Source organism: Paraburkholderia sp. UCT2 (genome assembly GCF_014397665.1).
Taxonomy (GTDB): Bacteria; Pseudomonadota; Gammaproteobacteria; order Burkholderiales; family Burkholderiaceae; genus Paraburkholderia; species Paraburkholderia tuberum.
Genome location: NZ_VZQO01000054.1, coordinates 1 through 13,050, shown reverse-complemented (window position 1 = coordinate 13,050; position 13,050 = coordinate 1). Strand labels below are relative to the sequence as shown.

Annotated in this window: 9 protein-coding genes and 2 pseudogenes; 6 read left to right on the top strand and 5 right to left on the bottom strand. The window is 66.5% G+C overall.

Annotation, left to right across the window (positions count from 1 at the left end):
- Positions 1–58: 58 nt before the first annotated feature.
- Complete coding sequence (gene phnX / locus F6X39_RS31015) at positions 59–862, top strand: phosphonoacetaldehyde hydrolase (protein WP_187619406.1); 804 nt, start codon at positions 59–61, stop codon at positions 860–862.
- A gap of 4 nt (positions 863–866) precedes the next feature.
- Here the strand turns inward: phnX and F6X39_RS31010 are convergent, their stop codons facing one another.
- A complete protein-coding gene (locus F6X39_RS31010; RefSeq protein WP_187619405.1) occupies positions 867–1,796 on the bottom strand; it encodes a LysR family transcriptional regulator in 930 nt (309 codons plus the stop codon).
- 44 nt (positions 1,797–1,840) lie between these two features.
- Positions 1,841–2,104 (bottom strand): annotated as a pseudogene (locus tag F6X39_RS31005) (cytosine deaminase); the annotation flags it as partial.
- A gap of 301 nt (positions 2,105–2,405) precedes the next feature.
- On the opposite strand from F6X39_RS31005, the gene argG reads away from it, so the two are divergent.
- From argG to F6X39_RS30980, 5 genes and pseudogenes are all read left to right on the top strand, one after another.
- On the top strand, positions 2,406–3,740 hold the full coding sequence (argG, locus tag F6X39_RS31000) for an argininosuccinate synthase (RefSeq protein WP_187619403.1): 1,335 nt from the start codon (positions 2,406–2,408) through the stop codon (positions 3,738–3,740).
- A 179-nt stretch (positions 3,741–3,919) separates the two neighbouring features.
- A complete protein-coding gene (locus tag F6X39_RS30995) occupies positions 3,920–4,951 on the top strand; it encodes a diguanylate cyclase (protein WP_316251742.1) in 1,032 nt (343 codons plus the stop codon).
- Positions 4,952–5,108: 157 nt separating this feature from the next.
- Positions 5,109–6,644 (top strand): transglycosylase SLT domain-containing protein, encoded by a 1,536-nt coding sequence (locus tag F6X39_RS30990; RefSeq protein ID WP_187619402.1) that lies wholly within the window; start codon positions 5,109–5,111, stop codon positions 6,642–6,644.
- A 118-nt stretch (positions 6,645–6,762) separates the two neighbouring features.
- Positions 6,763–7,281, top strand: coding sequence for a RidA family protein (locus tag F6X39_RS30985; RefSeq protein WP_187619401.1), 519 nt, complete (start codon positions 6,763–6,765; stop codon positions 7,279–7,281).
- Positions 7,282–7,319: 38 nt separating this feature from the next.
- Positions 7,320–7,766 (top strand): annotated as a pseudogene (locus F6X39_RS30980) (3-hydroxybutyrate oligomer hydrolase family protein); the annotation flags it as partial.
- A gap of 109 nt (positions 7,767–7,875) precedes the next feature.
- On the opposite strand, the gene F6X39_RS30975 reads toward F6X39_RS30980, so the two are convergent.
- From F6X39_RS30975 to F6X39_RS30965, 3 genes are all read right to left on the bottom strand, one after another.
- The gene (locus F6X39_RS30975; RefSeq protein ID WP_222945368.1) at positions 7,876–10,743 is read right to left on the bottom strand and encodes an Hsp70 family protein; all 2,868 of its coding nucleotides are present in this window, start codon (positions 10,741–10,743) and stop codon (positions 7,876–7,878) included.
- A gap of 5 nt (positions 10,744–10,748) precedes the next feature.
- On the bottom strand, positions 10,749–12,596 hold the full coding sequence (locus F6X39_RS30970) for an Hsp70 family protein (RefSeq protein WP_187619397.1): 1,848 nt from the start codon (positions 12,594–12,596) through the stop codon (positions 10,749–10,751).
- Positions 12,593–13,050 (bottom strand): DUF2760 domain-containing protein (locus F6X39_RS30965; RefSeq protein WP_187619396.1); only part of this gene is annotated, 458 nt, incomplete at its 5' end. The genes F6X39_RS30965 and F6X39_RS30970, both read right to left, overlap by 4 nt.

Here is a 13,050-nt window from a genome sequence, read left to right as displayed (position 1 = left end):
CGACAGCAAACCCGCGACAGCAAACCCGATACATTCGGATTCCTGGGGAGTCAAGCAGATGAAATACGTGAAGGCAGTGATTTTCGATTGGGCCGGCACGGTGGTCGACTACGGTTCACGCGCGCCGATGGGCGCCTTCGTCGAGACCTTCGAGCAGTTCGGCGTGCCGATCACGATCGACGAAGCGCGCGGCCCGATGGGCATGGCCAAGCGGCCGCACATCGCGGCGCTGATGGCGCTGCCGCGCGTCGCGCAGGCTTGGGCCGAGCGCCACGGCCATACGCCGACCGACGCCGATATCGACGCCGTGTACGACGTGTTCGTGCCGAAGAACATCGCGGTCGCGGCGAGCTATAGCGCGGTGATCCCGGGCGTCGCCGAAGTCGCGAGCGCCTTGCGTCAGAACGATATCCGCATCGGCACGACGACCGGCTATACCCGCGAGATCATCGACGAAATCGTACCGGGCGCGGCCGCGCAGGGCTTTGCGCCGGACAGCATCGTGTGCACCGGCGATACGCCGGAAGGGCGGCCGTCACCGTACATGATCTACCGGACGCTGCCGCTGCTCGGCGTGTGGCGCGCGAAAGAGGCGATCAAGGTCGACGACACCGAGGTCGGCATCGAGGAAGGCATCAACGCCGGCACGTGGGCGGTCGGTGTCGCGGTGAGCGGTAACGCGTTCGGCATGAGCGAGGCGGAGGTGAAGGCGTTGCCGGCCGACGAATTCGCCGCGCGCCGCAACGCCGCGACGGCCAGGCTGAAGGCGGCGGGCGCGCATTACGTGATCGATAGCGTCGCGGATCTGATGCCGGTCGTGTACGACATCGACGCACGGCTCGCGCGCGGCGAGCGGCCTTGAAGCGTCACTTGAAGAAACCGACCGCGAGATCGATGAACTCGCGCACCTTGCGCGGCACGAACTCGCGGCTCGGATACACCAGCGACACGGCCACGTCGCCATTGAGCACCGCATAGCCGTCGAGCACGCGCACCAGCGTGCCGGCGCGCAACTCGTCCTCGACCATTTCGAGCGGCAGCAGCGCGATGCCCATCGCGCCCAGCGCGGCCTGCTTCTGCATGATCATGCTGTTGACCGTGAACGATGCATCGATGGCGATGCTCTCGCCGCTGTCGTCGCCGTCCTCGCTCGCGCTTTCGGCATCGCCGTTACTCTTGCGGAAGATCCACATCGGGCCGGTCGTGTCGAACGGCGCGGCAATCAGCCGATGCCCGTCCAGTTCGGCCGGCGTTTGCGGATGACCGGCCTGCGCGAGATACGCGCCCGCTGCCACCGGCACCGCGTGCGAGTTGATCAGACGCCGCGCCACCAGCGACTCCGAGCGGATCATATGCTCGGTCACGATGCCGACATCGAAGCCACCTTCGAGCAGATCGACCCGTTTTTCCGTCAGCGTGACGCGCAGGTTGACTTGCGGAAAGCGCGCCTGATATTCGGCGAACAGCGGCGTTAGCCGAAACAGCGAAAAACTGCCGAGCGCGACGATGCGCAGGTCGCCGGCCACGTCGCGCGAGGCCGTGGTCGCGCGCGACTCCACTTCCTCCAGTTCGGCGAGCAGCACGCGGCAACCGTCCGCGTATTGCGCGCCGGCCTCGGTCAGCACGACCTTGCGCGTGGTGCGCTGAAACAGGCGAATGCCGAGATGCTGTTCGAGGCTCGACACATGACGCGTGACGACCGACGTCGACACGTTCAGTTGCCCGGCGGCCTGCGCGAAGCTGCCGACATCGGCCACCTTGACGAAGGCCTGCATGGCCTGAAAAAGATTGATCATTCGAGTCCAAAAAACGTCTTTGTTGTAGCGGACGGCGTGGCGCATGCGCGCGCGTCGTGGCCGCTTTCGGCGCGCCAGCGGCGCTCGTTTTCGATGCGATCGATCAGCTTCGGCCCGACTGCGTTGCGATACCAGCGCAAGCCCCAGTTGGTCTTGTCCAGATGCGTATGCCCTTCGATGAAACCGGGCAGCAGCAGCGCGGCGATCCGGCCATCGACGATCGACACCTCGGCGCGCTTGCCGTCGGCGAGCCGCACGTGGGTGACCAGCGAGGCGTTCGTCGCGGGACGCGGGGTGGTCGTGGTCATGGGCGGCGGGCAAGGGGAATGAACGGGATGAAAGGGGTGAACGGCCGGTGCGTTGACGCAACCCGCGATGCTACCCTTAGACGATAATAAATTCGCCCCCCGTTACGGCAAATACAGCGTGAATTAATCCGGAAATTCGGCGCGGAGAGATTGCGGCGCGAGGCCGCGCCGACCGGCAAAATCCAAGGCCGGACGGCGGTTCACGGTATACTCCCGCGTAACTTGCCTGATCGCCAGGCTTGCCCGATACTCAGCTGTTATCCCCAAATCTCCCTGTACGTCGAGTTTAACGCTACTGCTTATGAGTACAATCCTTGAAAGTCTTCCGATCGGCCAGAAGGTCGGTATCGCGTTTTCCGGCGGCCTCGACACTAGCGCCGCGCTGCACTGGATGCGCAAGAAGGGCGCCGTGCCGTACGCCTACACGGCCAACCTCGGTCAGCCCGACGAAGACGATTACGATTCGATCCCGCGTCGCGCCACGCAATATGGCGCCGAAGGCGCGCGCCTGATCGACTGCCGCGCGCAGCTGGTCTCGGAAGGCATCGCGGCGCTGCAGTGCGGCGCGTTTCATATCTCGACGGCGGGCGTCACCTACTTCAACACGACGCCGATCGGCCGCGCCGTGACCGGCACGATGCTGGTCGCCGCGATGAAGGACGACGGCGTCAACATCTGGGGCGACGGCAGCACGTACAAGGGCAACGACATCGAGCGCTTCTACCGCTACGGTCTGCTCGTGAACCCGGACCTGAAGATCTACAAGCCGTGGCTCGACCAGCTGTTCATCGACGAACTCGGCGGCCGCTCGGAAATGTCCGAGTTCATGCGCCAGTCGGGCTTCGACTACAAGATGTCGGCCGAAAAGGCGTATTCGACCGACTCGAACCTGCTCGGCGCGACGCACGAAGCGAAGGATCTCGAAAGCCTCGAGTCCGGCATCAAGATCGTCAACCCGATCATGGGCGTCGCGTTCTGGCGCGACGACGTGCAGATCGCGAAGGAAGAAGTGACGGTCCGCTTCGAGGAAGGCCAGCCGGTCGCGCTGAACGGCCAGACGTTCCCGAACGCGGTCGAGCTGCTGCTCGAAGCGAACCGGATCGGCGGCCGTCACGGTCTCGGCATGAGCGACCAGATCGAAAACCGCATCATCGAGGCGAAGAGCCGCGGCATCTATGAAGCCCCGGGCCTCGCGCTGCTCAACATCGCATACGAGCGTCTCGTCACCGGCATCCACAACGAAGACACGATCGAGCAGTTCCGCGAGAACGGCCGCCGCCTCGGCCGTCTGCTGTACCAGGGCCGCTGGTTCGATCCGCAGGCGATCATGCTGCGCGAAACCGCGCAGCGCTGGGTCGCGCGCGCGATCACCGGCGAAGTGACCGTCGAGCTGCGCCGCGGCAACGACTACTCGATCCTCAGCACGAAGTCGCCGAACCTCACGTATCAGCCCGAGCGTCTGTCGATGGAAAAGGTCGCATCGACGTTCTCGCCGCGCGACCGCATCGGCCAACTGACGATGCGCAACCTCGACATCACCGACACGCGCGACAAGCTGCGCATCTACTCGCAAGTGGGCCTGCTGTCGTCGAACGAGACGTCGGCGCTGCCGCAGGTGAAGGGCGACAAGGAGTAAAGCGGCGCGTCTGATTACCTGAACGTCGCATCGATCGATGGGCCGGCTCGCGAGAGCCGGCCCATTTTCTTTGGGGCTCCCGGATGCGCTCCGGCGCCTGGGCGCGATCCCACATTCTGTGCTCAAGTTTCGCGTGCCTATGCCGTTGACATAAGTTAAGCCCATTCTGGAACCCTTCCGTGCAACCCGCTTACAGTAACGACCGCCTCGCCAGCCGGATGCCAGTCGACTCGACCGCCGCCGGCGAACCCGAGGTCGAGTCTTCGGTCATCGAGTGGCTGTTGCACGACGACCAGGTGATGCGCGAGTGCTTCACGCATGCGGCGGAGATTCTGAAGAGCGTGACCGGCGCGGCAATTACCGCGATCGTGCTGCTCGACGAGGAGCATCAGCACTATCGCGCCGAAGTCGGCATGGCGATGCCGCTCGTCACGCGTGCGCGCTCGCTCGCCGACTACGCGGTGCGCGATGCCGACCTGTTCGTGATCGAGGATGCGCACAACGACAGCCGCTTCGGCGAATGCATGCTCGTCAAGCGTCATCCGTTCGTGCGCTTTTACGCGGCGATCGCATTGCGCGCGCCGAACGGCGAGATCGTCGGCGCGCTGTGCGCGATGGACCCGGCGCCGGGCCGGCTCGACGCGGGCCGGCGCGGCGTGTTTTACCACCTGCGCGCGATGATCGAAAACGATCTGAAGATGCGCACGGCCACTGCGATCGATCCGCTCACCCAGTTGTACAACCGGCGCTTTCTGCTCGAAACCATCGCGCGCCGCTGGAAGGAGGCGCGCGACGGCGACGTGATGGGCTCGGTGGTCGTCGACGTCGACTGGTTCAAGCAGTACAACGACACCTACGGTCATCAGGCCGGCGATCACTGTCTGAGTCTGGTTGCCTCCGTGATGCAGGCCGCCGCCGACAGCGAGCGCATCGTGGTCGGGCGCATGGGCGGTGAGGAGTTCGGAATGCTGGTGCTCGAAGCGCAACCATCGATGCTCGAAGACACGCTCGAAACGCTGCGCCAGCGCGTGGCGGACCTCGCGATCGAGCATCGCGCGTCGCCGCTTGGGGTGGTGACGGTCAGCATTGGCGGGTCGCTCACGCGTATCAGCGACCTGTCGCGCCCCGCGCATCGCGACGGTTTCGCGAGCGCTGACCGTGCGTTGTATCGCTCGAAGCATCAAGGACGAAATCGCGTGACGATGGCGTAGCGGGCGTTGGCGATTACGTCGGTACGGCTCTATCTTCAGTCATGGCGCATTGCTTATAGGACCATCGTCCCATTTTCACCCGTTGCCATCGTGGCAATATGGATGCGCGTAGTGAACGTCGACGCAGTCGCCGGGTGCGACAGCAGGGTGCTTTACGATGCGCATCATTCAAACGTTGCTGTACATCGCGGCGTTCTGCTCAGGCATGATCGTCGGCCCCGCGGCGAGCGTCGCCGCCCAAAGTGTCGCCGCGCAGCCGGCCGCCTCGTCGGCCCTCCCGGCATCCCCAACCGCCGCGGCGTCGGCTCCCGCAGCGCGCCGGATCGATCTCGGCAATCAACCGTTCACGGGCGATTTCGACGCCATGCTCGACCGGCGTCTGATCCGCGTGCTGGTTCCCTACAGTCGAACGCTCTATCTGAATGAGCAAGGTCACGAACGTGGGCTGACCGCCGGTCTCATGCGGGACTTCGAGCGTTATGTGAACAAGAAGTACCAGGCGACGCTCGGCAAGCGTCCGCTCACCCTGGTCATCATTCCGACGACTCGCGACCAGTTGCTCCCGGGGCTGATAGCGGGCCGGGGCGACATCGCCGCGGGCAATCTGACGGTCACGGAGGTCCGCCTGAAGCAGGTCGACTTCGTGGCGCCGCGTGACCGGACAGCAGTACGCGAAGTGGTCGTGACCGGGCCGAAGTCGCCGGCCCTCGCGAAGCTCGACGATCTCAGCGGTAAGACGGTCCATGTGCGGCCCAGCAGCAGCTATTACGAGAGCCTGAACGCGTTGAACGCGCGTTTTGGCAAGGAAGGCAAAGCTCCGGTGAAACTCGTGCCGCTGCCCGACGCGCTCGAGGACGAGGACGCGATGGAGATGCTCAATGTCGGGCTGCTCCAGATCCTCGTCGTGGACGACTGGAAGGCAAAGGTATGGGCGCCGGTACTGGCTGGAATCGTCGTGCACAACGATATTTCGGTGCGCGACGCAGGCTACATCGGCTGGGCGGTGCGCTTCAAGAGCCCCAAACTGCGGGACGCGATCAACGACTTCTACCTGAATTACGTGAAGAAGCAGAGTGTCGCGGAAGTCCGTCTGCAGCAGGAAATGAAGCGCATCAAGCAGATCTCCAACAATACGGAGTCAGCGGAGCTGAAGCGGTTCGGGCAGACGGTCGGTCTTTTCGAAAAATACGGTGCGAAGTACCGCTTCGATCCGCTTTTGCTGGCGGCTCAGGGCTATCAGGAATCCCAGCTGAACCAGAGCGCCCGCAGTCACGTTGGCGCAATCGGGATCATGCAGTTGATGCCAGCCACGGGGAAGGAACTTGCGGTTGGCGACATCAGGGTGGCGGAGTCCAACATACATGCGGGAGCGAAATATCTCGATGTGCTGATGGCCCGTTACTTTCCCGATGCTCACTTCTCGGAAAGGGACCGCTCGCTATTCGCATTCGCAAGCTACAACGCAGGACCCGCAAAGATCGCCAGAATGCGCAAGGAAGCGGTGGCGCGCGGTCTCGATCCTAACAAGTGGTTCAACAATGTCGAAATCGTAGTCGCCGAGAAAATCGGCATCGAGCCAACGACGTACGTGCGCAATGTCTTCAAATATTACGTTGCGTACCGGCTCGTCCGGGAGGCCGAGGCTGCACGCGCTCGCGCTATCGGGCAGATGCGCAAGCAGGGCGGAGCGTGAGGGAAGCGGGCATCTGAAAGCGCTGTCACCGCAGCGACGTGCCGCAGCCACGCCGCTGCGCGATTATCGAGGCGCGCGCGCGAATAAACGCCGTCGGGCCTTCACGTGGAGTCTGAATATGTCGACCGTTGAAGATCGCTTGCACGCACTTGGCTACGTCTTGCCGGAACCGTTGCGGCTTCCTCCCGGCCTGACGCTTCCGTTCCCATGGGTGCGGATAGTCGGCCACAGGGCTTGCATCTCGGGCCATGGACCGACCAACGCGGACGGCTCGCTGGCCGAGCCACTTGGCAAGGTGGGCAGTCAGGTCTCGCAGGAGCAGGCCTTCGTGGCGGCTCGTCTCACCGCGCTCGCTATTCTGGGCAGCCTCAAGCGCGAGCTCGGAAGTCTGGAGCGCATCGCCTGTTGGACGAGGGTGTTCGGCATGGTCAACTCGGCACCCGGGTTCAACCGACAGCCCGCGGTGATCAACGGCTTTTCGGAACTGATACTCGCTGTCTTTGGCGAGGAGCGCGGCGGTCACGCTCGCAGCGCGGTGGGACTGGCCGAGCTTCCCTTCAACATTCCCGTGGAGATCGAGGCTGAAGTCGAACTTTTTCCACGAGACGCTCGAGCGCTTGCATCGAGCGAGGTGTGAGCTCGTGCCGCCACCGCTGTCGCGAGCGATCGTCTGAGGCCAGCGTCGATGCAATTCGCGTGAATGCGAATCTGCATGGCAAGCCGACCATCATCGTGCAAGGACGCGCGGATGCGCTGGTGCCGATCAATCACGCGTCGCGGCCGTATCTCGGATTGAACCAGGTGGTCGAGGGCGGCGCGAGCAAGCTGGCGCTGTACGAAGTCACGAACGCTCAGCACTTTGACGCGTTCCTCGGCGTCGCCGGTTTCGATACGCGTTTCGTGCCGTTGCATTACTACGATCTTCAGGCGCTCAATCTGATGTGGGCTCATCTGAAGAACGGCACGCCGTTGCCGCCGTCGCAGGTGATCCACACGATACCGCGCGGCGGCGTGTCGGGAGTCGCACCGGCGCTGACCACGGCCAACCTGCCGGCGATCGCGGCGACCCCGGGTGTCAATGCGATTTCCGCAACGAATGGCACCGTGAACGTGCCGAATTGAGCGGCGCGTGCTGAAGCAATGCGCGCGCACAGGTATCCGCCTGGGTGCGCGTTGCTGTGCATCTGGACGCCGCACGAGCGGTGCTGAGCTTCGCGCCGCGCAAAACGCCTTAGCCGCCGATCAGCTTCAACCCGACCGGCAGCGATTCGCCGAACACGCGACCTTCGTCGGCGTTATCGAGCGCGACGACTTCGCTGACCATCGTGACCCAGGCGCGCGGCGCGCTCGCCGCTTCGAGGCGTCGCACGACGCTCGCGCGCAGCGCGTCGGGCAGATCGCGCGAGCGGTCGCCGGTCATGCGGGCGATCTGGACGGCCGCGAAGGCGGCGGGGTCGACCTTCTTCCAGTCGAGCGCGAGGATCGCATCGAGCCATTGCGCGGCGACCTCGGGCGGCACGACGCTATGCGCGCTGCCGTAAAACGGCTGGCGCGCGCCGATCCGTCCGACCGCCCACCAGCTTTGATGGTTTTCCGCTGGCTTTTTCAGGCGAGCGAGCACCGCCTCGCCGAGTTCGATCTTGCGTTCGGCCGGAATCCGTTCGAGCGATGCGGACAGGCGCACCATATCGGCGAAGCCGGTCTTCGCGACATCGAACGGCAGCTTGTGACGCGATTGCGCGGCCTTCTGCAGATAGTCCATCGCGTCGAGCACGCGCAGCTGCGCATCTTCGCCGAGGCCGCCGGCCGCGCGGCGCCACAGCGTCCACCATTCCGACCATACCTGGCTGTCGGTCACGTACTGGATGCCATCGTCGAACAGCGTCCACAGTTGCTCGACGCGCCATTCGTCGAGCGGATAACCGAAGCCGGGCCGCACGCAATAGCCGGCCAGATTCAGCCACAGCCGTTCGTGATCGGCCGAGCGGCGGCGGCGGCGCGCGCGCTCCCACAGCGCGCCGAACAGTTCGCGCAGCAACGCGCTGTTCCAGCTGTCGCGCGGGCCGAGCAGATGTTCGAGCTGCGCGCGCAGTCGTTTGATCTCCTTCGGGTCGACGTTTTGCGCGCGGGCGCCGAAGCAACGGTCGATCAGTTCGATCGCGTGATCGAGCGCCGGGTGGCGTTGCGGTACGCCCTCGGCGGATAGATCCACTTGCGCGTCGGCGTGGCGCAGCTGGAATTCGAGCAGCCAGCGTTGCGATGGCTCGTCGAGCTCGATGCAATGGACGTCGAGCGTGCCGACCTCGGTCAGCGACGTCGCGATGCGCACGGCGGTTTCGCGAGCGCGATGGCCGTCGCGTGGCTGGACGATCGTCGCGATCGGCGGCAGACGCACGAAGTCGCCGCCCGCGAGGTCGACCAGTTCGCCGGGCTGATAGGCGGTGTCCGCGCTCGACGACACCAGGTGAAAGCGCACCGGATGCCCGAGCCGCAGCGCGAACGTGCGCTCCGCGATCAGAATCTCGTGACCTTCCTCGGTGCCGCGCGGCAGCAGGCAGATGCCGCGTTGCGCCAGCGCCGCGTCCGGCTCGGCGTCGTCTTTGCCGGCCGGCGTTTCGTCGAGCACCAGAAAATAGCTGCGCGGCGAACCGCCGCCGATTTTCGGCGCGAAGCCCGCGCGCGCGAGCGTATAGGCGACCGCGCCGCGCGCGACCGCGACGTCGGGGTTGTCGTTGTGCAGCACGTTGAGCGGCGCGCCGCGCCACCCGCCGAGCGTGTCGGCCAGACGCCGCGACAGCGCGTCGGCGCGGAACACGCCGCCGTTGAGCAGCAGCGTGTCGGGAACGGGCAGGGCGGCTGTGCCGGATGCGTCCGGCGTGCTGGAATCCGCGCCCAGGGCCTTGCGCGACTGCGCGGCGAAACGTTCGAGAAATGCCGCGATATGCCGCGTGACCGCCGCATCGGTCGCGTACGGCAGGCCGAATTCGACGATCGCGCCGCGCGGCCGGCCCGGACGCTCATCGGCGGCCACCCGCGGCAAGAAACCATCGACGATGATCTTCTCGACCTCGTCGCGCGTGACCTGCGTCGTGCGCGCGCCGCCGATCAGCTTCGAGCCCGCGCCGAGCAAGGTGACCGGCGCCGACTCGGGCGCCTGCGCGCCGAGCAATTGCTCCTTCGCGACGCGGCATCGCTCGACCAGCTGCGACAGGCTCGCCGCCGCTAGCCGTTGCGGCGCCTGCGCACCGCCGCCGGCACCACCCAACAGCCGCGCCTCGACCCGATGCGCGAGCGCGAGGTCCATGTTGTCGCCGCCGAGCATCAGATGATTGCCGACACCGACGCGCGTCAGGCGCGGCTCGCCGTCGTCGGACAGGCCGACTTCGATCAGCGTCAGATCGGTGGTGCCGCCGCCGACGTCGCAGATCAGCACGAGCCGGGTGTCCGCCAACTCGCCGGCAAGCGTGTCGCGATGCCGGAACAGCCAGTCGTAGAACGCTGCCTGCGGCTCTTCGAGCAGCCGCAGCGACGGCAGCCCCGCGAGCCGCGCCGCTTCGACGGTCAACGCGCGCGCGCCTTCGTCGAACGAAGCGGGCACCGTCAGCACGACGTCCTGCTGTTCGAGCGGCGCCTTCGGAAAGTGCTGGTTCCATGCGGCGCGCACGTGCGCGAGGTAGCTCGCGCTCGCGTCGAGCGGCGAAATCTTGCGGACGTCGTCGGGCGCGCCCCACGGCAGGATCGGCGCGACGCGATCGACCGACGCGTGCGACAGCCAGCTTTTCGCGCTCGCGACGAGCCGCCCCGGCACCTGCGCGCCGAGCAGCCGCGCGAGCCGGCCGACCACGACCGGCTGCGCCGCGTCCTTGCCGTGGCCCGACGCCGCACGCGCACCGGACCACGGCAACTGCAGATCGGCCGCGCTCAGTTCTCCGTCGGCCGCCTGATAGCGCACCGACGGCAACAGCGGCCGCGCGGCGACTTCGCCGGGGCTCACGAGTTGCTCGATCTCGAACACACGAATCTGCTGCGATCCGGCTTGCGCGTACGCGAGCACCGTGTTGCTGGTGCCCAGATCGATGCCGACGCTGTACCGCTTCATGTCAATCACGCATTCGCGTTGCCGCGCACGTCGAATTCGACTTTCCAGCGCTCGTCGGAGCCGCGCGGGATCGCTTCGAGTTCGAGCGTGCCCGCTTCGGTCACGCGCGCGTGCAGCTTCACCGGCACGACTTCGCCGGCGGTGCGGCCGGCCGCCGGCAGCGTCGCCTGGATTTCCTCGAGTTCCTGCAACTCCTCGGGGCCCCAGTAATCGAGCAGCGTGCCGACCTGATCCTGACGACGCACCGACGAGCCGAAGAAGCGGAAATGCACGGGCTCGCCGACGACCAGCCCGAACTCCTGCGCGGGCAGCTCGGCGTCGGTGCCTTCTTCCATGCCGAACGGCGCGACGCACAGCGCCTGCACCGGCGGCTCGAGCCCGGGCACGGCCGGCATCGCCGATTCGATCGCGATGTAGTACGCGCGCGCGGTGCCGCCGCGAATCCGCACGCCGCGGCCGCGCCGCACGTAGCCGTAGTAGGCCGCGCCGCGCGCGACCGCCAGATCGAGGTCCGCGCCTTCGAGCAGACGGGCCGGCGCCGCGCCTTCGGTCGCGAGCCAGCCGTTCAGCGTGCCCATGATCCGTTCGACCAGCAGCGTCGACTTGAACACGCCGCCGTTGAACAGCACCGCGGTCGGATGCAGGAAGCTCGCGTTGGGCGCGACATGCTCGCGCAGCCCTTCGAGTTCCGCCAGCGCGCCGACCTGACGCCCGAGGAACGCCGCCAGATGCCGCGTGATGCCCGCGTCCTGCGCATACGGCAGGCCGAGCTGCGTCAGACCGACCCGCGCGCGGCTCACCGGACGCGCGGCGCTGTCGATCTGCGGGAAGAAGCCGTCGAGGATCGTCTGTGTCAGTTCGGCGCGCGTCAGCTCGGTGCGGATCGAGCCGCCGATCAGCTTCGAGCCGCGGCTCGGCACGACGAGCGGCACGGTGTCGGTGGCGGGATCGCTGAGCAGCGTTTCCTTCGCCGCGCGGCACGCGTAGGTGAGCGCGCGCAGTTGCCACGCGTCGGCCTGGGTGCCCTGCGCGGCGAGCTTGCGCGCGACCACGTGCGCGAGCGCGAGGTCCATGTTGTCGCCGCCGAGCAGGATGTGATCGCCGACCGCGACGCGATGCAGTTCGAGATTGCCGTCGCGCTCGATCACCGCGATCAGCGACAGGTCGGTCGTGCCGCCGCCGACGTCGACGACGAGGATGATGTCGCCGATCTTGACCTGCTTGCGCCACTGCCCGCCGCTCTTCTGGATCCAGCTATAGAGCGCCGCCTGCGGCTCTTCGAGCAGCGTCATGCGCGTGAAGCCGGCGGCCTCGGCGGCCTCCGCCGTCAGCTCGCGCGCCGCGGGGTCGAACGACGCGGGGATCGTCACGGTGACGTCCTGCTCGCCGAACGGCGCGTCCGGATGCGCGTGGTCCCACGCCTCGCGCAGGTGCGTCAGGTAGCGCACCGAGCTTTCCAGCGGCGACACGCGCGCGACTTCGGGCGGCGCGTCGTTCGGCAGAATGCCCGCGCGCCGGTCGACGCCCGGATGGCACAGCCAGCTTTTCGCGCTCGACACGAGCCGGATCGGGGTGCCGGCGCCGCGGCTGCGCGCGAATTCGCCGACCGCGAATTCGCGCTGGCCGGTCCACGGCAGGTAGAGGTCGCCGGTGGCCAGTTCGTCGGGATGCGGCAGGTACAGGAACGAGGGCAGCAGCGGCAGATTATCGATTGCGCCGGGGCCCGTGAGCTGGGCGATCGACAGCACGTCCTGGGTGGTTTTCTCGCCGTCGCTCGCGTGCGTGTCCACGTAGGACAACGCGCAGTGCGTGGTGCCGAGATCGATGCCGATCGAATAGCGTGCGTCGCTCATAGCTCCACCTCCGCCGGTGCGATGACTTTTGCGTTATGACCGTCCGCCAGCTTCGGCAGACGCACATCCTCGACGCGCCAGCCGCGATGGCTGATGCTGCCGTTGAACGGCGCACTGCCGACCACGTTGCCGGTCAAACGGACCGAGCTCGCGTCGAAGCCTGCGGGCAGCGTCACGCGGCTGCCTTCGGCTTCGTCGCGCACCGGGCGGATCGTGAAGTGCTCGCGCAGCGTCGCGCGGCAGCCTTCGTGCACGAGGCGCGCGGCCGCGCCGATGTCGGCGTCGCTATAGGCCTTGATGTCTTCCTCGACGAAATCGATGAAGCGCGCGTCGCGTTGCAGCAGGCCGAGCAGTTGCAGCGCGGCGTCGGGGGAGGCCTCCTTCAGCACCGGCGCAGGTTGCGGCTTCGGTTGCGGCTTCGGTTCCGGACCGGCGGCGGGGGCCGGGGTTGGCG